This window comes from Methylobacterium sp. WL119, assembly GCF_008039875.1.
Taxonomy (GTDB): Bacteria; Pseudomonadota; Alphaproteobacteria; order Rhizobiales; family Beijerinckiaceae; genus Methylobacterium.
Map to the genome: position 1 here is coordinate 23,961 of NZ_VRUU01000021.1, position 26,960 is coordinate 50,920.

The 26,960-nt window shown below is 65.6% G+C and carries 19 protein-coding genes, 1 tRNA gene and 1 pseudogene; 10 read left to right on the forward strand and 11 right to left on the reverse strand.

The features are described 5' to 3' along the window. Nucleotides 1–20: 20 nt before the first annotated feature. The 3 genes from FV227_RS10710 to FV227_RS10720 form a co-directional block, all read right to left on the reverse strand. The gene (locus FV227_RS10710) at nt 21–1,133 is read right to left on the reverse strand and encodes a hypothetical protein (RefSeq protein ID WP_147725513.1); all 1,113 of its coding nucleotides are present in this window, start codon (nt 1,131–1,133) and stop codon (nt 21–23) included. A 401-nt stretch (nt 1,134–1,534) separates the two neighbouring features. Continuing rightward, entirely contained in the window at nt 1,535–2,497 is a 963-nt protein-coding gene (locus FV227_RS10715; protein ID WP_187274754.1) for a TAXI family TRAP transporter solute-binding subunit, read from the reverse strand. A gap of 236 nt (nt 2,498–2,733) precedes the next feature. Continuing rightward, entirely contained in the window at nt 2,734–3,537 is an 804-nt protein-coding gene (locus tag FV227_RS10720; protein WP_147858903.1) for a hypothetical protein, read from the reverse strand. 1,156 nt (nt 3,538–4,693) lie between these two features. Here FV227_RS10720 and FV227_RS10730 point away from each other — a divergent pair. Next, entirely contained in the window at nt 4,694–8,770 is a 4,077-nt protein-coding gene (locus FV227_RS10730; RefSeq protein ID WP_147858904.1) for an ATP-binding protein, read from the forward strand. 237 nt (nt 8,771–9,007) lie between these two features. Here FV227_RS10730 and FV227_RS10735 read toward each other — a convergent pair whose 3' ends face one another. Then, a complete protein-coding gene (locus tag FV227_RS10735; protein WP_147858905.1) occupies nt 9,008–10,051 on the reverse strand; it encodes a YihY/virulence factor BrkB family protein in 1,044 nt (347 codons plus the stop codon). Nucleotides 10,052–10,161: 110 nt separating this feature from the next. Further along, a complete protein-coding gene (locus FV227_RS10740; RefSeq protein WP_147725518.1) occupies nt 10,162–11,052 on the reverse strand; it encodes an ImmA/IrrE family metallo-endopeptidase in 891 nt (296 codons plus the stop codon). A gap of 876 nt (nt 11,053–11,928) precedes the next feature. Here FV227_RS10740 and FV227_RS10750 point away from each other — a divergent pair. Together FV227_RS10750 and FV227_RS10755 are read left to right on the forward strand one after the other, a co-directional pair. Next, nucleotides 11,929–12,339, forward strand: a complete 411-nt coding sequence (locus tag FV227_RS10750) for a hypothetical protein (protein ID WP_147725526.1) — start codon at nt 11,929–11,931, stop codon at nt 12,337–12,339. Then, entirely contained in the window at nt 12,326–13,003 is a 678-nt protein-coding gene (locus tag FV227_RS10755) for a trna delta -isopentenylpyrophosphate transferase (protein WP_147725520.1), read from the forward strand. Before FV227_RS10750 ends, FV227_RS10755 begins: the two co-directional genes overlap by 14 nt. Before the next feature lie 86 nt (nt 13,004–13,089). Here FV227_RS10755 and FV227_RS10760 read toward each other — a convergent pair. The 3 genes and pseudogenes from FV227_RS10760 to FV227_RS10775 form a co-directional block, all read right to left on the reverse strand. Then, nucleotides 13,090–13,980 (reverse strand): annotated as a pseudogene (locus FV227_RS10760) (3'-5' exonuclease). A 1,160-nt stretch (nt 13,981–15,140) separates the two neighbouring features. Then, the gene (locus FV227_RS10770) at nt 15,141–15,680 is read right to left on the reverse strand and encodes a hypothetical protein (protein WP_147725522.1); all 540 of its coding nucleotides are present in this window, start codon (nt 15,678–15,680) and stop codon (nt 15,141–15,143) included. 489 nt (nt 15,681–16,169) lie between these two features. After that, a tRNA-Thr gene (locus tag FV227_RS10775) sits at nt 16,170–16,244 on the reverse strand. A gap of 269 nt (nt 16,245–16,513) precedes the next feature. Here FV227_RS10775 and FV227_RS10780 point away from each other — a divergent pair. Next, nucleotides 16,514–16,780: a hypothetical protein gene (locus tag FV227_RS10780; RefSeq protein WP_147858906.1), complete on the forward strand. Its 267-nt coding sequence runs from the start codon at nt 16,514–16,516 to the stop codon at nt 16,778–16,780. Nucleotides 16,781–16,969: 189 nt separating this feature from the next. Continuing rightward, complete coding sequence (locus FV227_RS28945) at nt 16,970–17,134, forward strand: hypothetical protein (protein ID WP_187274755.1); 165 nt, start codon at nt 16,970–16,972, stop codon at nt 17,132–17,134. A 6-nt stretch (nt 17,135–17,140) separates the two neighbouring features. On the opposite strand, the gene FV227_RS10785 is transcribed toward FV227_RS28945, so the two are convergent. From FV227_RS10785 to FV227_RS30305, 3 genes are all read right to left on the reverse strand, one after another. After that, a complete protein-coding gene (locus FV227_RS10785) occupies nt 17,141–17,350 on the reverse strand; it encodes a hypothetical protein (RefSeq protein ID WP_147726538.1) in 210 nt (69 codons plus the stop codon). Nucleotides 17,351–17,418: 68 nt separating this feature from the next. Beyond that, on the reverse strand, nt 17,419–17,781 hold the full coding sequence (locus tag FV227_RS10790) for a hypothetical protein (protein WP_147726540.1): 363 nt from the start codon (nt 17,779–17,781) through the stop codon (nt 17,419–17,421). 189 nt (nt 17,782–17,970) lie between these two features. After that, nucleotides 17,971–21,174 (reverse strand): autotransporter serine protease, encoded by a 3,204-nt coding sequence (locus tag FV227_RS30305; protein ID WP_147895848.1) that lies wholly within the window; start codon nt 21,172–21,174, stop codon nt 17,971–17,973. Nucleotides 21,175–21,705: 531 nt separating this feature from the next. On the opposite strand from FV227_RS30305, the gene FV227_RS10800 reads away from it, so the two are divergent. The 5 genes from FV227_RS10800 to FV227_RS10820 all read left to right on the forward strand — a co-directional run bounded on the left by FV227_RS10800 (nt 21,706) and on the right by FV227_RS10820 (nt 26,843). Continuing rightward, nucleotides 21,706–23,079, forward strand: a complete 1,374-nt coding sequence (locus tag FV227_RS10800) for an AarF/UbiB family protein (protein ID WP_147726542.1) — start codon at nt 21,706–21,708, stop codon at nt 23,077–23,079. 187 nt (nt 23,080–23,266) lie between these two features. Then, entirely contained in the window at nt 23,267–23,560 is a 294-nt protein-coding gene (locus FV227_RS10805) for an aa3-type cytochrome c oxidase subunit IV (RefSeq protein ID WP_147726543.1), read from the forward strand. 156 nt (nt 23,561–23,716) lie between these two features. After that, nucleotides 23,717–24,970, forward strand: a complete 1,254-nt coding sequence (locus FV227_RS10810; RefSeq protein WP_147726545.1) for a Re/Si-specific NAD(P)(+) transhydrogenase subunit alpha — start codon at nt 23,717–23,719, stop codon at nt 24,968–24,970. 22 nt (nt 24,971–24,992) lie between these two features. Beyond that, complete coding sequence (locus FV227_RS10815; protein WP_147726547.1) at nt 24,993–25,442, forward strand: NAD(P) transhydrogenase subunit alpha; 450 nt, start codon at nt 24,993–24,995, stop codon at nt 25,440–25,442. 3 nt (nt 25,443–25,445) lie between these two features. Beyond that, a complete protein-coding gene (locus FV227_RS10820; RefSeq protein ID WP_147726549.1) occupies nt 25,446–26,843 on the forward strand; it encodes an NAD(P)(+) transhydrogenase (Re/Si-specific) subunit beta in 1,398 nt (465 codons plus the stop codon). Nucleotides 26,844–26,960 lie beyond the last annotated feature (117 nt).

A 26,960-nucleotide genomic window follows, 5' to 3' on the forward strand; every position in this document is an offset into this window, starting at 1 on the left:
CGGTCATCATGCTTCAGTCCTCACGGTGCGGCCGTCCGTTTGCGCAGAACCATGTCGCCTCGGAACAGGAATTTCTGGGCACGCTTGCCGGTGTCCACCTCGGTGGTGAACACGTTGCCCTTCGAGTCCACCGCCAGATTGTGGACCCAATGGAAGTCCCCCGCCTGCCGGCCATTGCGCCCGAAGTGGCCGAGCACCTCGCCGGTTTCGCGGCTCAGCGTGCGGACCTCGTTGTTCGCCCCGTCGGCGTTGATCAGGTAGGTCTCGCGCTCGTCCGGCCAGAGGGCGAGTTCCCACACCGCACCATTGGCCCGCGTGCCGCGCTCGACGAACATCTCCTTCACGAAGCTGCCGTCCTTGTGGAAGACCTGAATGCGGTTGTTGGTGCGGTCGCAGACGTAGACCAGTCCATCGCGAGCGATCTGGACGCAATGGACTGGATTACGGAACTGCGCCGCCGGCGCGGCCGCGGGGTCGTAGGGTCCGAGCTTCTCGTCGGTCGGCGGCTTGCCGTAGGCTCCCCACATCCGTTTGAACGCGCCCGTCTCGGCGTCGAACACGATCACCCGATGGTTGTAGTAGCCATCCGCGACGTAGAGTTCGTTGGTTTCGGGATCGACCTGCATTGCCGCGGGCTTGCCGAGCCGCGTGTTGTCCAGGCTATCGGTCTGGGGGCCCTGTTTGCCGATCTGCAGGACAAACCGGCCGTCCTGAGTGAACTTCAGGATCTGCCCGTCGGTGTCGCCGTTGCCGGCCAGCCATACGAAGCCCTTGTGGTCGATGTGGATGCCATGCTCGTTTGTGGGCCATTCGTAGCCCTGGCCGGGGCCGCCCCATGACTTCAGAAGCGTGCCGGCCTGGTCGAAGACGAGGACAGGCGGGGCCGGCTTGCAACACCGGGTCCGCGGCGGATCGAGGCTTGCGGCTTTCTCGTCATCGGTCAGCGTCCGCGGTCGCTGCACGACCCAGACGTTGTCCTGCGCATCAACCGCAACGCCGGCGGCCTGCCCCATGATCCAGTCGTTTGGCAGACGCTTGGGCCAAGCCGGATCGACCTCGAAGCGCAGTGGTTCTTCTGCATGGACCGGTAGGACGAAAACGATCGCGACCACGGCCGCAAGGCATCGTAGCATGCAGGTTCCTCCGGCGATCTTATCTCTGGCGTGATCGCTTTGTCTCGGCCCATAGGGGGCCATCGGGCTGCGTTCGTCCAGCGACCGGGCTTCAACTCCGGGCCGCATTGTTTTCGCGGCGCGACCTCGCCAGACTCTTTGCCGCCGTTTCGATGCCGGAGGTCGCACAGCTCGCGTCGGGACTCAGAGAACCCACGGGATCGAAGCGGGTGCGCCCGTTCCGCGCGGCCGAGAAAGCGTTTTCAGCGATTTGTGCGGGTCTATCGCGGCGCGGCCTATGGCTTCGAGAACATCTGTGCACGGATCGCGGCTGATCTCGCGGACCGACCGGTTCGAATGACGGGTCTTGCCGCCTTGGCGTGAACCCTAAATGCAGCAACTGGGCAACGGTCGTACGGTGATCACTTCGGAACCGCGCCGACCTCCCGAAGATATGCGGCGGTCGCCTGGTGAAGCCACCCAGCAGGCACGTTCGAGACAAGGTTGCGCGGATCGCTCTCGCGACCTTGCGGATAGTTTCGAGCCAAGGTCTCCCGCCCGCAGTCGATCGCTCGCACGAGCCTGGCGACGGCAACGTCTTCCAGGCCGGGTCGGGCCAGGATGAAACTCCAGGACCCGACTGTCTCAACCGCTGCATCCTGACCGTGGAAGGAACCAGCCGGAACGGTCAGTCGACGCAGCGAGGCGCGAAGGGCCAGGATCTGCGGGATCGCCACGGGCGCTGGGCCGAAGAAGCGAGCGCCTCCGGCCGCCTCCGCCAGATTTTTGAAGCCCGGCCAGCCGAGGCTTGCCCCCCAGAGCGCAGCGGCACGACCATCAAGGACCTGGTTCGCGCCGTCGGCGGCATCGTCGAGTAGGATCGGCGTGATATCGCTCTCAGGATCGATGCCGGACCCTTGAAGCACGGTCCGGCCCATGATCGTGAACCCAGAGCCGCGCGTACCGAGTGCAACCCGATGCCCGCGCAGATCCTGGACATTTCGGATCGGACTGGCCGCTGGAACAACGAACATGCCGGGTGAGGCATCGATGGGTGCCGCGACCGTCAAACGGTCGCCGTCGCCGTTCTGATTGGCCATCGCTTCGTAGGCGTATTCGCCTTGTACGAGGGCGAGGTCGAGCTTGCCAGCTTTCAGCAGCGCGAGGTTTTCGGTCGAACCCTTCGTGATCGTGGTGTCGATCATCAAACCCGGATCAACCGCGTGGACGGCGGCAATGAGCGCTCGGCCAAATGCCGGGAATGAACCACCCGGGGTTGCCGTTCCCAAAGTCAGACGGAGCTCGGATTCGTTCTGTTGCGCCAGCGTGCGTGGGATCGTGGCGAAACTTGCCATGCCGAATAGCACTGCGCGCCGCTGAATCATGGTACCCCCACAACTGGGCTCTACGAACGCCCGCAATGCGCCAATAGCTGACGGTAGGTGCCCGCCCGAAAGCGGACCTTCAGTTCCAGGTAACCGTCCGTCCGCTGTCGACCGTTTTATCCCATTCCGCGGGCGACGCGTGAACGTTTGCTTCAGACAGACCCAGTCATTCGGTTGTCAAATTATGCCCAGTACGTGTGGCAACACACTCCTCGTCTGATCGGCCAGAGAAGCAATCAGGCAAAGGGCCGGAGTGTTGGTGGCGGCCCGTCATAAATCGGAAGCATCACATTCCAGTCGCCGTGATGCTGCAACCGCTCCATACGCGAGCCATTGCGATAGCCCCAGGCACCAAGCATGCGCCCTATATAGTCGAGCTCGCCCTGACGCTCCAACGACTTGAAAACATGCAGATGCGGAAAGCCGTTGCGTCCCCCGGGCATGGCAATGCGATGACTCTCGACGATTGCCCAAACATTGCTGATATGTGGATAACCTCCATCGACGGTCTCGAAAGCAGTCTTGAGTGTGTAGCCGATCGCGGCAAGGTCAATCATTGGCTCGGCCTCGTTCATCAGGATGAGAAGTCCACCGGCATTCGGGAGACGCAGCCGCGTCTTGATAGCGCCGATCTGGTCGTTGGCTTTCTGGAGATGCCGTCGCACGGCACGTCCCGCCATATCGACCATCATCTTGGAGATGGCATCGCGATCGCGAAGCTTCTCGATGACATCGGAGATGCCCAAGGTGCCGAATACGATCGGTGCGTCGCGCCGGGAAAAGCGTTCCCTGAGTCGCTGCTCGGTCCGATCCTGCGGGCTTGCGTTCAGGGTCTTCAACTCAGCGACCAAGCCACGCGCTCCGAGCAGATAATCGGCCTTGGTGTTTGAGCCGTTGATCTGATCGAATGCAGCGCTGTCGAGAGACTCTGTCGAACTATCACCCTCCAAAAAATCGATCAGGCGCGCTTCGAGCCCGCCTGCGGGCTTTGCGTCCGCGGCAAAGGCGAGAAGATCGATATAGAGCTTGTCGACAGTCATGTTGCATCATAGCCCAGCATAGCTAATCATCCAACCACGAGCGTAACATCGTTACGAATGCGGCTCCTTGATATGATCGCGTCCCTCGTGCTGCAGGCGGGAGCGGATCGCCCAGATGTAATCCGGCTTAAACGGCGGTTTGGGGCCGAGAAGGAGGCTGGGGTTCCAGGGTCGGCGAGGGTGTGGCTTTTGTGGCGGGAATGTCGCAGCTCCGATTGAGGAGTCTCCAGTATTTTGCCCTGACCGTGCCCCTCCCACGCGCCTCTGTTGCGCGCCACCACCAGACCTTGTTCTTCGGCCAGGAATCAGACCTTCGGTTCGGTACCCAATCGAAGCATGTTGTTCGCACTTCAGTTCCAGGCGCCAGCGAAGCTCCAAAAGCCCTGGATCCGCTGCCCTTTTTGGGAGCTTGGGCAGCCCTTTTACCGAATGCTCGATCCGGTAGGGCCACAGTCTTCGATGTAGCGCCTGTGTTTGGTTTCCGGGATCGGTACGACATCTGCGCCCTATGCGAGCATCTAGTACAGCAATAATTGTGCGAAGCTACAGTCTTTGCCGGGCGCGATTGTCTCCAATCTCTCAACCAGCAACACGTCGCATTCCTTCCTATCGGCCTGAAACCGCGTATTGCCACACCGCCAATCGCCTTCGGCAAGATCGTCGGTGCTCGATTCAAGGGTTGCGACCTTGTTCCAGCTAGGCGATGACTGTGTCGATTATCTCCCGGTGAAGGCTCGGGCGGTCCCGGCTTATACGCCGGGCAGGGTACGAGGAGGGCAATGCGGATCTCCGCGGCAGGCCGGCCCGGAGCCCCTCTCCCGACCCTCAACCTGTCGCTCCTCCCCGGCCCGCCCTTGGCTATGTCAGCGGGTCAGATGTTTCTTCGGAGCGAACCCCCAGCGACAAGCCCTCACCCGAAGCGCCGCGCTGCCGGCCACGGTGGCGCATACATGCCGGCCATTTTGACAAACCCTTATCCGGCAGCCTCTTTTTCTGCCTTCACGTTGTGCATGTAGCCGTTCCCGCGTATCACCACGCCGTACCGACAAACGACGTTCGCGTCTCAACCTTTTAACGGAAAGACCGGGCAACTTCGTTTCTGCATTTTCCACGATACAAATAGCCCTAGAATTTAGTCGATTTATTGTGCCCAAAAATGAAGAAGCAAAATTTCTTTACGCCAGGAAATCTGTCTGATCTCGTTCCGCAGGGCGATGCGGAGCGACAAGCCGTGGACTCGCTGCGCGGCTATGCTTATCAAGTGCTGGCCAGCGCCGTCGCATGGATCGACATTGGCGAAAATAGCCAGATATTCTTAGAAGTTGCGGAAGATTACGCCGTTGTTGCTGAGCAAGTCCTGAACGGCGTCCAGGTCAAGGATACGGCCGCATCGGGTTCCGTCACTTTGAACACCGCCACGATACGCGATGCGGTGGCGTCTTTCGTCGATCTTGTGAAGCGCAATCCGAGCGCGACTGTAACGTTCCGGTATTTGACCACCTCGCCCTTGGGCACTGAACGGGCCTTGGGCGACCGGATCGACGGAATGGCAGGTTTGGAGTATTGGCGACGCGCTGCGGCGGGTGCCGATCCGGCGCCGTTGCGGATCCTGCTCGAAAGCGAAGCTTTCCCAAAGTCGGTCCGGGAATTCGTCCAGTTTCGGGACGACGCTCGACTGCGTTCCGAGCTGCTGCAGCGTATACAGTGGGATTGCGGACAGCCGGGCTTCGCCGATTTGCGCCTGGAACTGGAAGAGCGTCTGGTAATCGTCGGCCGCGATCGCTTCAGTCTACCTGGGGCGGACGCGCGCCGCCTCGCTGACATCCTGGCCTTTCGCGTTTTGGCCAAGAGTGTTCTCAAGGAGCCCGAGCGACGGGTGCTCAGGAAGGCCGAGCTGTACGAGCTGTTGGAGGAAGCTGCGGAAGTGTCGCTTCCCCGGACGGCTTTCGCCGCGATGCTGGCGCAAGCGGCGTCCGGCATGGCTGGCGGCTCCGCGGGGGCGGGCGGCCCGGCCGCCGTGGTCGTGGCCGGTGATCCGAGCTGGATGATCTCCAGCCGGACGCTCGCGCCGCCTAGCCGCTTCATTCCACGGCCCGCCGTGCTGGACGCAGTATCAAGCGCGTTGGGCCGTTTTGGCACTGTGATCCTCACAGGGGCCAGCGGGCTCGGCAAATCGCATATCGCCCGCGTCGCGGCGGAAACCCACGCCGACGGGTTCGTAACAATCGATTTCCGTGACGTGGACGCTGCCGAGGCGCGGCATCGGCTGGACATCGCCCTGGGCCGCATCGGCGGGGTTGCTGCGTCGGTCATTCTCTTCGAGGACCTGAACCACTTCGATGATCCGCAGGTGTCGCGCAGCCTAAGCCGCGTGATGCACGCCCTCCGACACCGCGACCGCGTTGCCCTGTTCACCTGCTATCGCTCGCCGTCGACGCGCATCGCAGGGATTGTCGGGATCGACCCAGCCAGCATCGTAGCAGCCCCCTATTTCACGGAGGACGAATCGCGCGAGCTGGTCGCGGCGCATGGCGGCGATCCCGAGCTATGGGGCCGCCTCGCGCACGTCGCCGGAGGCTGGGGGCATCCTCAGCTGGTCCACGCCTTCGTGGTTGGCCTCGCCGGACGCAGCTGGCCACGCCACGAATGGCGCGACATCGTGGGTCGCGGCCTGACCAGCGGCGACCTAGATGCCGAACGGGAAAGCGCCAGGCGGAGCCTGATCGGGGCGCTCCCCGAGCATGCCCGCACGCTGCTGTACCGCCTCAGCTTCCTGATCGGGCGCTTCGGACGCGCGGCAGCGCTGGCGCTCGCTGAAACCCCGCCGCCCATCCCCCAAGCTGCGGAGGCTTTAGACCTGCTAGTCGGGCCATGGATCGAGGTCGTCACCGCAGACCAGTACCGCTTGTCGCCGCTGGCAAGTGGCACCGGACGCAGCATGCTGTCCGAGGACGAGCAAGAGCGCTTGCACGCCTCGATCGCTGGCCGGATGCTGGCCGGGCGCAGCGTGAATGCCAGCGACATCGATTCCATCCTCACGCATGCTTTAGTGGGCAAGGCAGATTCGGTCCTCCTCCGAGTGTCGATGAGCCTGATCACCCTGCCGGAAGACAAGTTGTCGCTCATCGCGGAAAGTACGACCATTCCGGGCATTATCGAACCGGAACGGTCATTCGGTATTAATCGCACCTCTGTTGCGATCATGTTGCGCCTAGCCCAATTCAAGTTGCTGAATGCCGGTAAAGACAAGCCGCGGGCAGCCGCAGCCGCAGCCGCAGCGATGCATGCTGTGCGGCAGATCAAAGACAAAGATCACCAGAAATTGCTCGAAATCATGGTCCTCAGCACGGTGCTGACGACGATGAGCACGGCTGATTATTTTGATGATTGGCTCGATTGGCTGCAACGCTGGCAGCTGATGATGTCGGCACCGGGTCCTTTAAGTGAAATCCGGGATGGCTTCGACGAGGCAGCCAGAGCCAGCAACGCACCGACCAACGTCATGATTTTTCGCGTCGGCACGGCCCACATCACGACGGTGGAACGGCTGGAAAAGATCATAAATGGCCTCGATGCCTTAAGTCCTGCAGACCGTGGAGATTTGTTGAGCCCACTCGACCCGTCGCTGGGCAATTACGCGGTGCTGATCAACAGCCCGTGGTCGAGCCGCTCCGCTCAGCCGGACTTCGACGCTGCAGATGCGGCGGCGCGCTACGCACACATCGCTGAAAAGACAAGGAAGTGGGGAATTCCCGACCTTGCCGCACAGCCATGGATCGCACGCGCGGTCATGCACGACGAATTTATGGCCGATGGGGATGGCGCGCTGGCGATCCTAGAGGAGGCAACGAGCGTCTTGGGCGAGAGCCCACCACTCGCTCGCGCGCGGGCGAAAATCTACTTCCGGCGCAACGATTTTCCGAAAGCGCTGGAGATACTGCATGCCATCGCAGACGTGGTGGGCCACGACAGTCCTGTCGAGCGTGCCTTTGCCCTCCGCGAGGCGGCCATCAGCGCGGGCAGTTGCGGGGACTGGCCGCAGGCCGAACAATGGTTCCGCGACGCGCAGGCATCGGCGGACGCCGCCCAACTGGGCGACATGACGGCCATGGCGATCGGGCTTGGGGCCGACGCCGCCGCCGCTGCCCTCCGCTGCGGCGAGCCTGCCCGCGCGCTGCGCTGGCTTGCCGAAGCGTTGACGGCGCTCGCGCCGATTGATCCTGAAGCGTCGTTGCGAACAGCCTATGTCCACCGCGTCGTGCGCCATGCGGTGCTGTGGGCGAAGGCCATCATCGAAAACGCCGATGTCCAAATCGAGGGGCAACCGATCAGCGTTCCACCCGGCACCTGCAGCAACCCCGATCCTGTCGAGGCGATCAGGCAATTGCCTCTCAGCGAGATCGATACGGCTTGGTACACGCTTGCCGAAGCCGAGATCGCGGCGGGCGTCGATGCCGGTATCCTGGAAGGTCTACCCGGACGGCTGGCTGGCGGCCCCATCCCAATGCTGGAAATTGTGCTGAATAACGAAAAGATGAAGCGCGCCATTCGATCAAGCGATGTGGGATCGTTCACCAGCAACATCACTGCTTTTGTTAGCGCCAATCTGTATTTGTACGACAACCAACATTCTCTGCGCGAGAGCTTCAGTCCGCTAGCGCCACCCCGCGGACACATGCCGGCGGGCGACCTGACGAGGAATTTGGCTGAGCAGATGGCCTGCGACGCCATCCTCGCCTTTGGGCTGCATGCACTTTTCACTGCCGACGCGAGGCCCCTTGCGGCGCTTCAGGGAGAATTGCGGAAGCAGCTTGGCGCGATGCACCCTGGACATACTCTCTTCGGAGACAATACGTTTGACGACGGCGTCGCACTCAGCCGCGCGGTTAGGAAACTACTTGATGCCTTCCCGAGTGGATCGCCACCAACGCCTCTGGATGCTTGGCGTTTTGGCTTTCGCTGCTTCGAGCAGCTGAGTTTATCAAATTTCGGGTCGATGCTGTTTCCGCCTTGCTCCGCATGGCTGCGGCAGCGCTGGTCCTATATGTTGCGCGATCAGCGTTTCCTGTTGAATCAGCCGAGGCTTACAGAGCGGCCTCTTCAAGAGGTTCTGGCGCGTCCTAACAACAACAAAGCGTTCGTGGCCGCCCTGCTGCTCGCGGGCATCGCTGCTGTCGCCGTCCGATTGCCCGAAAAGTACGTCGATGATCTCCGGCGGGCAGCTTCGAATTGACCTATAACTGCTCATGCGGATAGCCGATCGGAGTTTCTAGGCGCCGAAATAACTGGCGCAATGAGCCAATGAGCGCGCTTTTCCATAAGCCAGATATTAGATGAAGTTGGGCGTGCCGAATGGTTGGGTTCGACTTCGGCGCCATTCCATGCATTGCCTGAGAGCAGACCTCTTCGATTTCCGCTATGGGTCATTTTCGACCCTTTGACAAAACATCGGTTGTGCTGTGCGAGTGACTCATTCCCGGCTTGGTCCGACGTTGTCCGCAGCGAAAGCCTCCCGGACGCCAAGAGGTTTGGGCCATCCTTCGGTGCTGTCGCGGGCAGTCTGGCGTTCCATCTCTGAATTAATCTCGGCGCCTAGCAGGACGACGACGATGGAAAGCCACATCCAGGACATCAAGCCAATGCCAGCGCCAAGAGACCCGTAGATGCGGTTGTAGCTGTCGAAGCTTGCCACGTACCAGGAGAACACCCCGGACGTGCAGACCCAAAGAAACGCTGCCAGCGCGCTGCCCCAAGTCACCCAGCGCCATTTCGCTCGGCGTCTGCTTGGGCCGTAGCGATAGATCAGCGTCAGGCTCAGGCTGACTACGACCAAGATGACTGGCCACCGGACCACGGACAGGATGGTATCGGCCAGTCCCCCGAACCCGAAGCGCGCTAGGATCGCCGGAAGGACGACCACCACGCTGATCGTCACGAGCAGAAACGCAGCGCCGCCGAGGGTGAATAGGAAGGTCGTGGCGTAGAACCGGATCAGGGTCCGATCCTCCCGTTCCCGGTAGATGACGTTGAGAGCATCGAAGAGGGCGCTGACGCCGGAATTCGCGCTCCAGAGCGCAATCAGCAGGCTGATCGTCGAGGTGAGGCTCAGCGAGCCCGTGCTCCGCGCGGCGATCCGCACGAGCTGCTCGGAGAGCAGTTCAAGCGCGGCGGCAGGGAGGATGTAGGTCAGGAGGCCGACATGCTGGCTGATCACGTTGGGATCGGAAAACAGCCCGTAGATCGAGACCACGGCGACGAGACCGGGAAACACGGCGAGCAGGGCGAAGAAGGCGACGCCGCCGGCCGTGGTGAGCACACGATCCTTCGGGAGAGCCCACACGGCGCGCCACAGGATGTCCTTCCATCCTGCCTTCGGAATCTCTGAAGGGCGGCTCGCATCGCGGCCCCGATCAGGCTCCCGCGCGCGCTGCCGTGCCGTTTCGAGGGCCGCTGCATCCTGCGAGCGCGTGGCAACCGAGCGCCAGTCGTCGCCTTCGTCAACGTCCTGAACCACGGCTACGACCCTGCGAGGACTCGGTACCAGTGATCGCGATTTGATCCTGCTGACATCGGTTCAGTCGAAGTCGTAGCAGCGCTCGGCGTCTGATCCCGCAGGAGTGTCGCCTACCGTCGTCCTGAATGGAAGCGGTGGCGCCAGCCCTCCTCCAGCCTACGCTCCTCCGCGCTATCCTCCGGAACGGCTTTGAGACGCAGCAGGATCATCGCAAAGCCACTCTGCTGGAGGTACACCTGCTCGTCGAGCGACGGCACATGGAGATCGCGCTTCACATCGATCCAGACATCAGGACTGCACGCGGCGATGCCGCCCGGGATGCTCGGTTGATGCGAACTGCTGTGAAAGAGCGATTGCTCCGGGACCGGGCTTCCGACGGCACAGACGATGGCCGGGAAGGAGAGGCTGCGGTAGCAACGCTGCACTCGGCCATGGCCCGCCACGACGATGGCGATCCGCTCGGCGTGGTACTGGACGTAGGCCCGGGCCGCCGTCTCCCTACCGACCGCGAAGTCGCGCGCGAGCGCAAGAACGTGCTGCAGATCGGGCTCGTGAAACGCCGTCATAGCCCCCCGCAGCAGGTGCGGAGGCATCAGTAGAAGGTTGGCAAAGCGGTTGGCCTCGACCTCCCTGCGCTGGCGCTGGTCGCCCGCCTTGGCCGTGATGTGCAGCATGTCGGATTTCTTGCACAAGAACCGGTCGGGCTGATCAGGGATGTGGTGCGCCATCAGGAAGTGGCCGAGTTCGTGCGCGATGGTGAAGCGGCGGCGCGGTTCGCCCCCGCGCCTGGCGAGGATGGTGCCGTCGGACCGCTTCGCGTCGGTGACGAGGCCGCCCTCGAACTCGTCAGTGTCGAGGTCCTCGATCCTGATGATGCCGAGGCACGCACATAGGTCCTGGATCGGCACGGGCACCGATAGATCCGGCTCGGCGTGTAGAATGCGTTTGACGAGCGCCTCCGGCGAGCCCGCGCCCGTAAGATCTATCCTGCTGATCGGCATTCATGGAGCCTCTCACATCCCTAAGCCGATTTGTCTGGCTGCCACGCTTCCGCTCTATCGACGCAGGGCCTACCACACGCGATCTGCGCCATATATTGCCTTAATTGCGCGTCATCCCGAGACGTCAATTGGTCAGCAAGAACTATGATGCACCACCACGAACTCGTTTCAGGCCCGGCGTCGTTGACGGTATGGCCAAACGACATGAGCATTAAGGCGGCGGAGCCAAGGGAGATGCCCAGCCTTCAAGAGGCCCTAGGGGAAGCCCTTAGGGCGCTCAGCGCAGGCACCGGGACCCCATGGGTGACGACGAGCGACGGTCTGATTCTGTCGCCAGCCCACCTCAGGGGCATGCTGGATTTAGATTGAGGTCACCGCGCCTGCTAAAGAAGGCGCCCGTATTGATGCGTAAGGTCGCCTCGCTGTGATTAACCGGCCTAACCACTGCGCCGATGGTCAACTTCGCGCTCCGGTTGTATATGAGGGTTCGATTCCCCCCCGGAGACCGCATGCCAACAAACGCTGCCGCCAAAGCATTGCCCGAGGGTGAGATAACGTTCCGCGGTCGGGGGCACGGAGTGCTAACGGGGCTTAAGCTGCTGCTTAGGGTGTGCCCGCATTGCTCACAGCGAAACGAGCGGCGGGCTGCGGAAAAGGGCTTCTGCCAGTGGTGCGCCTATGTCCCGTTGATGAGTGACGCTGAGGCCGCCAAGGCGTCATGAGGTGGGCCTTTTTACCCGCAAGCGGTGCCTGAGCCTTTAAGAACAAAGCACGAACACCCATATCAAGTCGATGCTTGGCGACAACTTTTCCAAGGCGCTTGAGATCTTGACCAACGGGGTGTCGGAGGGGGTTCCGAGCTCTTCCGCCGCGACAATGGGCGAGGATCTGTCCGCCATCGCTTTACCGCTTATCGAGCGGCAGGATGGCGCGTGGCGCGTGCTGCCTATCGAGGGCAGGTTCGCACTCGTCTACGAGGATGGGAACGGAGCCTGGAGTGTCCGGCATCTCGCCGCGCACGAACTGAAGATCGGACCTGGCCGGGTTCTGGTCGGTGGCACCGATCAACACCGCGGCGGCTATCGATGCTTCCGAGCCGACCGCGTCCGACGGCTCAGCGATCGTGACACTGGCGAGCGGATCGAACGCAACATTCTCGATTGGCTCACCCGCCGGGCTGAAGCTACGCGCCGCAACCGTGCGGCGGCACTTCGCAATATTGCACGGCGGAGCGGGGTGGCGAAATCAGGGGCGCGACCGGTTGGAGGGTGCCATGAGAACGGCTGACAAGCAGATCGCTGACATCCTCGTGCGCTACGGCGAGCCTTTCGGTGGCAACGTCTGGCGCGTGCAAGGTACGGCGGTCATCTACCACAGGACCTTGGAGCGCATTGCCGCTCAGGCCGGGATCCGCTTCGACCCGCCCACGCTATTGCGGGCTGAGCGCGACGAAGCTGTAATCCTCGTCACCGGCCGGCTGCCGGGCGTCAAACCGGGTTCCGAGCGCGTCGAGTGGTCCATCGGCGAAGCTCTGGTGAACGTGAACTACCGCGTCTCCGGCAAGCAGGCGGGATACGTCTACGCTATGGCCGAGAAGCGGGCTAAGGATCGGGTCATCCTTAAGCTGCTCGAACTGCACGGCCTCGTCTACTCGGAGGAAGAGGCCGACGAGTTTCGCCACGGTCACCCTGCCGCCGTCCGGGACGTGAACGAGGATCTCGACAATCCCGATCCCTTCGATGAGGTTACCGAAGCCGAAGCTGACCTAAAGCGGCGGATTGACGAGATGACGAGCATCGATGCGGTCACCGACCTCATGCTCGACACCGAGACTCAACGAACTCTTGGCCAGATGCCGTCGGGCACCCGCGATGAGGTCCGCGACTATGCGAAGGCACGGCTCGTGGCGCTTGGCTGGCCACCGAAGAAGTCTCGCCGCACGGCCGCCTGACTCCAGGGATCGAGGGTACCCCTCGGTAGCTGAGTGATCCGAACCCGCGACCTGAAGCGTTGTGAGCAACGGCTAGAGTGATCCCTTCAGGCTTCGGGGCTCGTCCTTATGGAGAACCGATCCCGCGCCGTGATCCGGTCGGTTGGCAGGTCCTGGACCTCGCGCTGGAAAATCTCCTGGCTGAGAAAGCTGCGTTCGATCTCAAACCGTTCCTCTTCGACATCGATGTACCAGCACCGCCGCCGGCCGCTCCAGCGATAGCTGCGTGCCTTCAGCACGTCCTTCGTGGCGATGGGCGAACCCGCTGCCCAGATGCGCACCGTGGGCCTGCGGGCGGTTTCCAGCAGGCAGGACAACGCGAGGCGGCCGGAGGCCTTCAATGGGGCTGCCAGCAGCGCCATGAGGGCATGGCAGTCGTCGATGGCGCGATGCCCGTTATGAAAGAAGCCATAGTCGGTGAGCAAATAGCCAAGCTACATGCCCTCGTGGCCTTCGTCGCGCCATGGCACCTGATGGCAGGAACAAGCCCAGTTCTTCTCTGCAAAGATTGGCCAGCGGCCTTCGCACATCTGGCGATCAAAGCTGGCGTTGTGAGCAATTACCACGGCGGTATCGGCAGCCATCGCGCGCACGGCCGCATCATCAATGCGCTGGCCAGCCACGTCGGCGTCCGTGATGCCGGTCAGGCGCGTGACCTCGGGCGGGATCGGCTTGCTCGGCTGATGAAGCTGATTGAGCGTCCCAAGGATGCGGTAGACGCGGCCACTCGCGCCATACTCGAATTTGATGATGCCAAGCTCGATCACCTCGTCGCGTGCGTGATCGATACCGGTCGTCTCTGTGTCGAGGATCAAGCCAATGAAAGTCGGTTCGTCGCCCTGATCCATGGAATCGGCAAACGGTTTGACGCGCCGCAGGACCCGGTAGTCGCCGGTGCCCTCTAGCACCTCGGCAATGCTCTCCAAGGGTTCCATCACCGTTTCGTCGTCTCAATCTTGATTTGAGAAATGCCGAACTCGTGCCGTAGTGGACGGAGATGGCAGGAGGGCACGCCCATGAGGGTACCACCAGCCTAGCCGGAACTGGATCCCCAAGGGAATTGCCTCATGTGCAGGCGCAGCCTCCGATGAGAATGCGGCTCGCACCTCGTCTTCGGGCACGCCCTTCGAAGCTCAGGAGGTTCAGCCCATCTCTGGGGACCAGCGGACTGAACGGCAAGCTGCCGCTCGCGTTAGCCTAAGGCTGTCCGGAAGAGGCGGCTGAGGAAACGCTAAGGAGATGATAATGCGACAGTTCGCAATGTTCCTTGCTCTTGGCATGCTGTCGATAGGCAGTACGGCTTGGGCGGCCGAGAACTCGGGAGCACCCGGCGCATCCAGTAATGCGCCGGGCCGGATGCAGGGCTCGCCCAACGCGGCTGGCTTCGGCAAGTCCGACACGACCGGACCAGGAGCCTCGCGCATTGCGCCGGGCCAAGAAATGCAGAAGGACGGGCGCATGCAAGGCTCACCCAACGCAGCAGGCTTCAAAGGGGGTGGAAGCTCATCATCAGGCGGTAGCGGAAGCCGCTAAACCATAGAACGCGGGGCGGCCACTCTTGTCGGCCGCCCCTTAGCGCCTCGGCAGCATCGTTGTGATGCAGAATATTCTGCGTTCAATGAGCCGGTATGACGGTGAACGCTCGGCCGGCCAGCCTTCCTCAACGTCGTGAGGCACTACTCTCGTCTTTATGATCCGGCTTGGTCAGCCCGAGATGCTCGTGAGCCTCGGCGGGCGTCATCAGTCGAACAGCCTCATCCGAAAACCCAACTTCACGCAATGCCGCTCGCTGCTGATTCGTAATCATTAGGGACACGGCGGGAGATGACGCAAGCGGAGTAGCCACACCCCTCCGCCGAGCATCCTCAGCTTGGTGGCCACCATCTGGGAAAGCTTCCTCTGCAGCAGCTTGGCCAGGAAGCGCTGTGAGATCATGGTGAGCTTCTGCCATCAGCCAGCTTTCCTGCTCCTTCATGGATCAAGCGGTTGAAATTGCACACGCCCCCAACCGACGCGCTTACTCCGGTGCATGGCGTTCTGGCTCTATCTCCGAGTGCGGACACAGCACTAGGTAGTCGTATTGCAATGCGGGGGACGTTCATGCCCTTTCGCGCTGGGCCAAACGATTTACGCGGAGCTGAACGGCGCCAATTTCGGCGGTCAGTGCGCCCGTCACGGTCACCTTCCTACGACGCTTGCACGTGCCGTCAGGTCGTCGGGTCGTAATCGTGACCTCGTGAACGAGCGCTCGCTGACGCTGCTCCGATCGGTTTTGAGCAGCAGCCTGCCTGGTCGGTTTGTGCCTTGCCGGTCGGACGGCGGCAGCCCGCCGCGCCCAGGCATGCAACCCTTCGCCGGTGGTGGCGCCCAGCGCCTGAACGCGGCTCGGCAGCACCCGTGTCGCTTCGAGGTGCTGAATCGCCCTGACGTCGCGGCTGATGAGCTTTCGGGCCGCCAAGCGCTCGGTAGGGGTGTCGCCTCCGTAGGATACGAACCGCTCGACAATCAAGTGCAGGTCCGTCGTGGTTCGAGTTCGCTTGCAACCGCTCAGGGGCTCGAGTTCGGCCACTAGGGCCGCGCGGTTCGGGTTCGAGCAGAGCTGGACGTAGAAGGCGTAAGCTTGGGCGATCGCCCCCAAGTGCTGCTTGTCGGATGCCTTTCGAACGTTCAGCCCCGCTCGGCGTAGACTGTCTGGCTTCCCATCGCAGGACAGCGAGGTGTGCCCGGCCCGCCGAAGGAAAATCTCGGCGTCGGTTCTGACCGCGCTCGAATCATTTGTCTGAACGGGAAGCGTAGAGGGCACCAAATCGGGCGGGTTGGTCGTTTCCTGGCGTTCGGGTCGTCGAGGCGCTGAACGCGTCGGTAGGGCTAGGGGGAGGGCGGAACGGCTTCGGTTAAACCGAACGACGGGAGGCGAATCAGCTGGCATGGTGGCCCTCATTCATTTCGGTCCGACCGCGGCATGTGAACGACCGCTTTTGGTCGAGTGCTCGGTTTGAATTGGCGTCACGCCGAACGGCCCCCATTGCGTCGCGCGAAATGGCTCAGCCGTTACCCCGGTTGTTACCCTAGGATAATTCATTGACGGGGTGGAGAGTCGAAAATGACGCTAAGTCATTGAAATAGCTGGTGCCGGTGGAGAGGATCGAACTCCCGACCTTCGGTTTACAAAACCGCTGCACTACCGCTGTGCTACACCGGCGGGCATTCCGAAACCCTTGACAGACTTGAGGGTTCTGGCGCGTCAGGGGCGTCTTTGACTACGTTTGACGGCGCTTCGTCAAGGCACGGGATGCGACGCGGTCCCCGTCGCGATCCGCTCCGCCCGCCGGCCGCGACGCGCGACTCATCGTCGACTCCCCGTTCGTCGAAGCCCGCACATCGCTCGTTGCCGGACCAATCGCGGCTGGCCGGAACAGTGCCCTGCGTGCCGCGATTGGTCCGTTGCCGCGACGAGGAACGGAGGGCGCGATGCCGAAACGGAACAGCAAGGCGTGGGCGCTCGGCGTGACGGCTGCGGCCCTCGCCTGGAGCGGCGCCGCCCTCGCGCTCTCGGGCGCGGCCCCGACGCCGCCGGGCGGGCAGCTCCCGGCGACGGCACCCGGGGGCACCGAGGGCATCGCCGGCCCGCGCAACGTGGATGAGGCGATCCGCAGCGGGAATGCCTACGCGGTCCGACCCGATGGCTCTCGCAAGGTCCACCGGCGACAGCCGAGCGTCGATCCCTCCCGTCGATAGCCGGGTGGCCGACCGGCCTCGTGGTTCCGGTGGCGGTCGGCGATCCCGACGGTTGCCCCGGGGCGCCTCCGTCGGCGGAGCACTCGACGACGGAATGGAACTTGGCGAGTGAGCAGAGCTTGGCGAGGGAGCAGGGAACGCGCGCGCTGCTCGCCGCTTTGCCCGCGGATACATCCTGGGAGCGAGACGATGAGCGACGCCGACACCCCGCGACCGGGCGACGATCCGGCGCCGATCGGAGACCCGTCGCCGGGCCCCCAGGAGCCGACCGGCGATCCGATGCCCGACCTCGGCCCGACGCCGCCGATGGACGACGCGGCCGCGATCGCGCAGACCGAGGAGCAGCCGAGCTAGCGGCTCTCAGTCGACCCGCATCCGGTATCGGTTGCCGGTCGCGTCGGTGAGGATGATCGCGGCCGTGGTCGCGGGATCGGCCGCGATGGCGGCCGGCGCGGTGATGGCCTCGGCGCGGCGCATCGATTGCGCCTGATCCATCGCAACGACGCCGAGCGCCGCCACGGTGATCGCGGACCACAATCCGGCTACGGCGACGGTGGGGATCTTCGGCACGCTGGAACCCTTACGATGGATCGTAGGATGCCGGTGATCGGTTAATGAGGCCGATCCACGGCGGGCGCTCAGTCCAAAAAGACGCGGACCCCGTCGGTGTTGAGGATGTCGCGCTGGTCGGCGCACCAGCGCTCGGCGCCGACCTCCGCGATCTCCCGAGCGAGGCGCTGCCCTTCCTCGTCGATCGCAGCCTGCGCCTGCCGGTGGCCGATCGCCTTGTCGAGGGTGGGACGAACCGTCCGGAGCAGCCCGTCCGACACCGTGTCGTCGATCGTGTAGGTCTTCCGGCAGTACAGCGTGATGCCGGCCTGCGCCCCGACGATGCGCACCATCCCCTGGACCATCTCGGCCTCCTCCTCGGCCGGGGACGGCGCGGCGAGACAGGGGCCGGCGCAGAGGATCAGGGCGAAGGCGACGCGTGCGTAGGTCATCGGCGGATCCATGGCCGACGACCCTCCCTCGGCGTCGCGGCAACGTCTCAACACCCGAGGGCAACGCTCGGCTCCGTCGGCCGCCTGCGCGAGCGCCGTGACCCGACTCCGCACGCGCCGCCGGCCGAGGCGTCCCTTGCGTCGCGGCGGGGCCCGGCCGTGGATCGTCGGCCGGGCCCGGGCGGCGTATCAGAAGCGATAGGTGAAGTTGCCCTTCGCCGCATGGTCCTCGGCGCGGGACCCGACCTGCCCGGTATAGGCGATGCCGATCGTGGCGTTGGCCGAGACCCGCAGGTCGAGCCCGGCCTCGGCGACGAGGGCGTCGCGGTCGATCGGGATGCCGGCGGTCAGGAAGCTCGGTCCGGTACCGAAGGCGAGCAGCGCCTTGGGCACGACGTCGCCGAAGGCGCGGCGGTAGCCGATCAGGCCATGGGCCGAGACCGGCGTTCCGAACCCGAGGTCGAGGCTCGTCTGCGCCCGGACGCCGGCGGTGGCCGCCCCGAGGTCGTAATCGCGGGCCAAGCTCGTGAGCGCCGCGAGGCCCCCGGTCTCCACGAAGCGGTCGCGCCCGATCGAGACGTAGGCGCCCCCGACGAACGGCTCGATGTAGCTGAGCGCCTGGACCGCCGGCGCGACGGGATCCTTCGAGACCAGCGCCGAGCGGCCCTCGCCGAGGAAGATCCGGTAGCCGATCTCGCCGAAACCCTGGATCGTCGAGCCCCCGGTGCGGGCGCTCGGCGTGTCGGTCAGCCCGGCGAACAGAGCGGTGCGGCGCGTGCGCGCCGAATTGTCGGCGTAGACCGCGCCCAGCCGCAGCGAGACCGGGCCGAGCTCGTACCCGCCGTAGACGCCGCCGAAGCCGCTCTCGATCGTCGCCGATTGCAGGCGGCCGGCCGTGTCGAGGCTGGTCGTGGTGTAGCCGCCGGCCACGCCGACCCGGATGCCGTTCTCGAGGCGCACGTCGCCGCCGAGCACGAAGCCCGAGGTCTGGCGGTTGAGCCCGGCGGCGTTGCCGTCGGTCCGCGCCTGCCCGAAGGCGCCGAAGCCCTGGCCCCAGAACCCGGCGACCCGCGGATCGATCACCTGCATCGGCACCGGCGACGGCGCGACGCGGCGGCCCGGCAGGTCCGCCGTGTAGGTGGCGGGCAGGGTGCCGTAGTTCAGGCTCTCGGGCGCCCCGGGGGTGGAGCCCCAGCGCATCCGGTCGAGGATCGCCTCGCGGACGAAGAACGCGGTCTCGAACTCGGCCGAGACCGTGCTCGCGTGGATGTCGCCGGCCAGCGACCCGAAGGCGCTGCGCGCCGCCTCCGGGTTGGTGGTCATGAGGATGGTCTCGTAGAGGCGGTTGCCGGCGCCGAGGCCTTCGATGCCGGCACCGACCGCGGACTGGTTGCGCGTCGTGCCGACCGAGGCGAAGGTCGTCGCGTTGCGCGACACCGAGAGGTCGACGGCGTTGGCGCCGTAGGCGAGGTCGGTCCCGATGAAGGTGTAGCTCGGGGTCGCGAGGTCGAAGCGCCCGGCGACGCCGCCGGCCGCGGTCAGGATGGTGTAGCGCTGCCCGAGAAGGCTCCGGGCTTCGGCCGCGCTGAGTGGCGCGGCGGCGTTCTCCAGCGACACCGAGACGGTGCCGCCGGCGATCTGCGCCGTGCCGGCCGCCGCGATCCGGTCGCTGCGCCCGCCCGGCGCGACCTCGACGGCGTAGAGCGAGCCGGCCGCGAAGGTCGCGTTGCCGGCGACCGTCAGCGTCCCGATGCTGTTGCCCGGCGCGACCGTTCCGCCGCCGCGGACGTTGAGGGCGCCGACGCTGCCGCCGCCGCCGAGGGTGCCGCCCGCGTTGACGTTGGCCGTCGAGGTGATGGAGCCGTTGACCGCGAGGAGGCCGCCGTTCACCTCGGTGGTGCCGGTATAGGTGCTGGCCCCGGTCAGCTCGAGCACGCCGCCGCCGGACTTCGTCAGGCCGCCCTGGTAGGTGCGCGCGAGAAAGGCTTGGTCGCGGGCGACCCGCCATCCGTACTCGGCCTGCTCGTCGGGCGTCGCCGTCGCGGGCAGCCCGTTCGTCCAGCCGCGCGCCGCCTTCGTCTGCTCCCAGGCCGCGTGCTCGGCGCTGTCCTCGACGAAGCGCTGGCGCAGGGCCGCGTCGGAGATGTTGTTCGACCAGGTGTCGGCGACGCCGGCGCCGAGGTTGGCGTCGAAGCGGCCGAGGAACTGGCCCGGGCCGTTCATCGCGCGGCCGAGGTCGATCTTGCCCCAGCCGAAGACCTCGTTCGGCACGTCGGCGGGGCCGGTCCCGAGATGGGTGGCGGTGGTCAGCAGCACGTCGCGCGCCTGCTCGTTGGTCATGTAGGCGTAGCGCTCCATCACCAGTGCCAGGGCGCCGGAGACGTGCGGGGCCGACATCGAGGTGCCGCTCTTCACCCCGTAGCCGGCCTCGCCGGTCGTCAGGTTGACCACCGTCGAGGTGATGCTGCGGCCGGGCGCGGCGATGCACCAGTACTTGGCGACGCCGCAGCGGTTGAACTGGGTCTGGTCGGCGGCATTCAGGCCCGACGCGGCGATCCAGTCCTTCTCGAGGTCCGGCTGGAAGTAGGGCAGCGCCGCGCGGATGGTCGGGTTGTTGACCCCGGCGTTGCCGGCGGCGACGACCTGGATCACGCCGGCGCGGCCCGCATCCGCGATGGCGTTGAGCCAGCTGAGCTGGCGCGTGAAGGGGGCGTAGGCGGCCGTGAGGCCGGCCAGCGTGTTGTAGTTGTCGCGCGGCGGCGGGCTGCCCCAACTGCTGTTGATCAGCCGTGCGCCCTGCGCGACGAGGTTGCCGTAGGCGCCCTTGAAGTAGGCGTAGTCCGCGTTCGGGCCGTAGATCGACGAGTCGGTGCCGTTGGTGTTGGTCGCGATCAGCTGGGCGCCGAAGGCGACGCCGTGGGTGCCGGTGCCGTCGCGGTTGGCGACGATGGTGCCGTCGACGTGGGTGCCGTGGTCGTCGTTGACGCCGCGCACCCAGGTGCCGGGCACCGAATAGGGCTGGCCGGCGGTGAAGAAGTCCGAGCGCGTCGTGCCGCTGTCGTAGCGGAAGCTGCTCGAGGAATAGCTGCCGGTGTTGGTGATCGCCCGAGCGCGGCCGGCGAATTCCGGATGCGTCCCGAGGAACCCCGAATCCACCGAGCCGACCAGGACGCCCCTGCCGGTGATGCCGCGGGCATAGGCTTGGTCGGCGTTCATCGAGGCCTTGCCGTAATCGGCGAAGTATTCCGGGGTGCGCCAGCTTGCCGGGTCGCCGACGCGACCGGGATCCTGGTAGCCGGCCGACTGCGCCAGAGCCGCCGGGGAAACCGTCGCGCACAGGGCATAGGTCAGGCCTGCGACGCCGAGCGCGCGCGGACGAAAGGTCAAGGGCATGAATGTCACCGTATTCGAGTAAAGAACTACGGCCGATGGCGGCACGCGAAGGTGCGTGTTCTTTCCGAAGAATGCGATCGACGCATTCCTTCGGGCATTCACGATGTCTTGTCGATGCGCATCGTTCTTGAATTCAGTAACGTATGAGCCTCACGTTTCCGTGACTCAAGCTGGAAACGAATGGAAATCCCGATCGCTCGGGATTGTGGCCGGGCGGCAACATTCGCGCCGTGGAGGAGCGCCCTGCCGGCCCGGCGGGCCGGCGCGGCGACAGCCGGCGGAGGGTGCCGCGACCCAGGGACCCAGCGCCCTGGCGGGAGGCGACGAAGAGCTTATCTGCAGCCTCACGGAACGATCGTTCCCGGATGCCGCGATCCGCGGACGCGTCCGGACGCGCCGGTCCGTCGTGCGCGTCCCGAGGGTCCGGCGTCCGGTTCGTCGAGGGCAAGCACGTCGAAGCAAGATCCGGAGCGCCCGGTCCGACACGGTCGGATCGCGCTCCGCGGTCGGGGAGAGGTGCAGACCCAGCCGATGTCAGAGACCGATCCGGAAGCCAACCGCTTTTCCGCCCGCGCCAGCCGCTACGCCCGCGTCGGCGCCAATGTCGGCGGCGTCGCCGCGCGGATGGCGGGCGCACGCCTGTTCGGCAAGGAGGGCACCACCAACGCGGCGGCGCTCGCCCAGGCGCTCGGCGGCCTCAAGGGCCCGATCATGAAGGTGGCGCAGCTGCTCGCCACCGTGCCCGACCTGCTGCCGCCCGAATACGCGGCCGAGCTGCAGAAGCTGCAATCGGATGCGCCGCCGATGGGCGCGGCCTTCGTCAAGCGCCGGATGCAGGCCGAGCTCGGCGTCGGCTGGCAGGCGCGGTTCGAGCGCTTCGACCTGAAGCCCGCCGCCGCCGCCTCGCTCGGCCAGGTCCATCGCGCCACCGCGCTCGACGGCACGGCGCTCGCCTGCAAGCTGCAGTACCCGGACATGCAGTCGGCCGTGGAAGCCGACCTGAAGCAGCTCGAGGTCGCCTTCGCCCTGCACCGGCGGATGAATTCCTGGCTCGACACCCGCGAGATCGCCAAGGAGATCGGCGCCCGGGTGCGCGAGGAGCTCGACTACGCCCGCGAGGCCAAGCACGGCGCGCTCTACGGCGCCGTGCTCAAGGACATCGCGCAGGTGCGCGTGCCGGCGATCCACGAGGACCTTTCGACCAAGCGCCTGCTCACGCTCGGCTGGCTCGACGGCGAGCGCATCCTGAGCTTCACCGAGTCGCCGGTCGAGATCCGCAACCGCATCGCCCAGGCGATGTTCAAGGCGTGGTGGCACCCGTTCAGCCGCGCCGCGGTGATCCATGGCGACCCGCATCTCGGCAACTACACCGTGTTCTCGGAGGGCGGCGCGGGGGACCGGGAGCCGCAGGGCATCAACCTGCTCGATTACGGCTGCGTGCGGATCTTCCATCCGCGCTTCGTCGGCGGCGTGGTCGACCTCTACCGCGGCCTCCTCACCGACGACATGGCCCGGATCGTCCACGCCTACGAGGTCTGGGGCTTCAAGGACCTCGACAAGGAGAAGATCGAGATCCTCAACATCTGGGCGCGGTTCATCTACGGGCCGCTGCTGGAGGACCGCACCCGCACCGTCGCCGACGGGGTGAAGCCGGGCGAATACGGCCGGCGCCAGGCCTTCGAGGTGCACCAAGCCCTCAAGGCGCGGGGCCCGGTGACGGTGCCGCAGGAATTCGTGTTCATGGACCGGGCCGCCGTCGGCCTGGGCGCGGTGTTCCTGCACCTCAAGTCCGAACTGAACTACCACCGCCTGTTCGAGGCCGAGATCGAGCGCTTCAGCCTCGACGCCCTCGCCGCGCGGCAGGCCGAGGCGCTCGGCGCGGTGGGGCTGGCCCTGCCGGCCTGACCGGGGCGGCGGGCCGCGGAGGCGGTCTTCGCCGGCTCACGATCGCGTGTTCGGCGGGTGTTTTGTGCGCAAGTGAATTGAGGCCCAAGCGAAGCCGTGCGATGCCGGTTGCGGCCGATTGCGGCAGCAATAAGCTTGGGCTAAACCCGCACCCATCGAGAGTGGTAGCGTCGAGGACGAGCGCACGATGGCCGATACGAAGGGCGTTTCCGGGGTGGCCTACAGCCCCGCGATGGACGCGAAGACGCACGAGCAGACCTATCGGGGATTCGTCCGCTTCGTCGAGATCGCCACCGGGGTGGTGATCTGCTGGGTGCTCGCGCTGGCGGTCGGCGGCATCCGCGAGGCTTGGCTCACGGCGATCCTCGGCGTCGTCCTGTCGAGTGCGGCCGGCGCGCTCGGCGCCTTCGCTCCGAACATCGGCTGGCGTGCGCCTTGCGTCGTGGCCATCCTGATGGCGCTCTACCTCGCCTTCGCCTGAACGCTCGTCCTCTCCCTGAGGCCGGGACGGTCCGCGCCCCGCGCCCGGGCCTGCCATTACAATCGTAACGCTTCCGTCAGTCCGTCCGTTCAACCCGCCTCGAAAAGCCGTTCCATTTCGCGCATTCGGGAGCGGTCCATCGAGGGGAAATCCTGAATGCGCATCGCTGTCCTGTCGGAGACCGATTCCGCGGAACCGCGGGTCGCGGCGGTGCCCGAGACGGTCAAGAAGTTCCTGGCGCTCGGCGCGGACGTGACCGTGCAGTCGGGCGCCGGGCTGAAGGCCGGCATGCCGGATTCCGAGTACGAGGCCGTCGGCGCCTCGGTCGCGGCCTCGGCCGAGGAGGCCGCACGCGACGCCGACCTGATCCTCAAGGTCCGCCGCCCCGCCGCCGAGGAGCTGAAGCTCCTGAAGCGGGGCGCCGTGGTCGTCGCGATCATGGACCCCTACGGCCGCGAGGCCGAGCTGCAGGCGATGGCCGAGGCCGGCGTCGACGGCTTCGCCATGGAGCTGATGCCGCGCATCACCCGTGCGCAGGTGATGGACGTGCTCTCGAGCCAGGCCAACCTCGCCGGCTACCGTTCGGTGGTCGACGGTGCCTCCGAGTACGGCCGCGCCATGCCGATGATGATGACGGCGGCCGGCACCGTGCCCGCCGCCCGCGTGTTCGTGATGGGCGTCGGCGTCGCCGGGCTCCAGGCGATCGCCACGGCGCGCCGCATGGGCGCGGTCGTCACCGCCACCGACGTGCGCCCCGCCACCAAGGAGCAGGTCGAGTCGCTCGGCGCGAAGTTCGTCGCCGTCGAGGACGACGAGTTCAAGCAGGCCGAGACCAAGGGCGGCTACGCCAAGGAGATGTCGGCCGAGTACCAGAAGAAACAGGCCGAGCTGGTCGCGACCCACATCGCCAAGCAGGACATCGTCATCACCACGGCGCTGATCCCCGGGCGCCCGGCGCCGAAGCTCGTCTCGGCGGCGATGGTCGCCTCGATGAAGCCCGGCTCGGTGCTGGTCGACCTCGCGGTCGAGCGCGGCGGCAACGTCGAGGGCGCTAAGCCCGGCGAGGTCGTGGTCAACGATCGCGGCGTGAAGATCGTCGGCCACCTCAATGTCGCCGGCCGCCTCGCGGCGAGCGCCTCGGCGCTCTACGCGCGCAACCTCTACGCCTTCGTCGAGACCCTGGTCGACAAGGAGTCGAAGGCTCTGGCGATCAAGTGGGACGACGAGCTCGTCAAGGCCACGAACCTGACCCACGACGGCGCCGTCGTGCACCCGTCCTTCCAGCCGAAGGCCGACGCGGCGGTCGCCGACCGCCCGCAGGACGCGCCGCAATCCGAGCAGGCCTCGGTCGGGCTGTCGAAGACCGGGGTGTCGCAGTCACCCAGCACACAGGCAACGGGCGCGGCGTAGGCCGGTCGCGAGGAGCATAACGATGGCCAACATCCCCCCCGATCAGGCGGTCGACCAGACCCGCGTCCTCGCCGACACCGCGCGCTCGGCCGCCGCCGCCGCGCGCAACGCCGCCGACCAGGCCCAGGCCATCGCCGACGGCGTCGGCCACGGTCTCAGCGCCGTGACCCACGGCGCGGTCGACGCCACCGTGTTCCAGCTCGCGATCTTCGTGCTCGCGATCTTCGTCGGCTACTACGTGGTGTGGTCGGTGACCCCGGCGCTGCACACGCCGCTGATGTCGGTCACCAACGCGATCTCGTCGGTGATCATCGTCGGCGCGATCCTGGCCGCCGGCGTGCCCCTGATCGAGAAGGGCACCGGCTGGGCCCGCGCCTTCGGGTTCATCGGCATCGTGCTGGCGAGCGTGAACATCTTCGGCGGCTTCCTGGTGACCCAGCGCATGCTCGCCATGTACAAGAAGAAGGCCTGAGACATGTCCCAGAACGTCTCCGCCCTTCTCTACATCGTCTCTGGCGTCCTGTTCATCATGGCGCTGCGGGGGCTCTCGCACCCGACGACGTCGCGGCAGGGCAACCTCTACGGCATGATCGGCATGGCGCTCGCCGTGCTCACCACCCTGGTCGGCCATCCGCCGGCCGGCGCGGCCGCCTGGCTCCTCGTCTTCCTCGGGCTCGCCATCGGCGGCGGCGCGGGTGCGGTCATCGCCAAGCGCGTGCCGATGACGGCGATGCCGCAGCTCGTGGCGGCCTTCCACTCGCTCGTCGGCCTCGCCGCCGTCGCGGGCGCGGCGGCGACCCTCTACGCGCCGCAGGCGGTGGGCATCCTCGAGAACGGCCACATCCACAAGGAGTCGCTGTTCGAGATGGCGCTCGGCGCGGCGATCGGCGCGATCACCTTCACCGGCTCGGTCATCGCCTTCGCCAAGCTCGACGGACGCATGTCCGGCAAGCCGATCATGCTGCCGAGCCGCCACCTCATCAACATCGGCCTCGCGGTGGCGCTGGTCGTGCTGATCGCGGTGTTCATCGGCGGCGAGAGCAAGGTCGTGTTCTGGCTGATCGTGCTGCTGTCGTTCGCGCTCGGCGGCCTGCTCATCATCCCGATCGGCGGCGCCGACATGCCCGTCGTCGTCTCGATGCTGAACTCGTACTCGGGCTGGGCCGCGGCCGGCATCGGCTTCACGCTCGGCAACCTCGCGCTGATCATCACCGGCGCGCTGGTCGGCTCCTCGGGCGCGATCCTGTCCTACATCATGTGCCACGCGATGAACCGCTCGTTCATCTCGGTGATCCTCGGCGGCTTCGGCGGCGACGCGGCTGCGGCCGGCGGCGGCGAGGTCGAGACCCGGCCGGTCAAGCAGGGCTCGTCGGACGACGCGGCCTACATCATGAAGAACGCCGAGCGGGTCATCATCGTGCCGGGCTACGGCATGGCGGTGGCGCAGGCCCAGCACTCGCTCCGAGAGATGGCCGACCTGCTCAAGAAGGAGGGCGTCGACGTGAAGTACGCCATCCATCCCGTCGCCGGCCGCATGCCCGGCCACATGAACGTGCTGCTCGCCGAAGCCAACGTCCCCTACGACGAGGTGTTCGAGCTGGAGGACATCAACGGCGAGTTCCCGCAGGCCGACGTGGCCTTCGTGATCGGCGCCAACGACGTCACCAACCCGGCCGCCAAGACCGACAAGACCTCGCCGATCTACGGCATGCCGATCCTCGACGTGGAGCGGGCCAAGACCGTGCTGTTCATCAAGCGCGGCATGGGCTCGGGCTACGCCGGCGTCGAGAACGAGGTGTTCTTCCGCGACAACACGATGATGCTGTTCGGCGACGCCAAGAAGGTCGTCGACCAGATCCTCAAGAACCTCTGATCCGGGCTTCCCGGGGTCGGGGTCGAAGGGCGGGCAGCGATGCCCGCCCTTTTTGCGTCGCGCAGCCCCCGCGTCCTCGGCGGCGGCCCGCGGGAATGGCGCCGGAGCGTCCTCAAG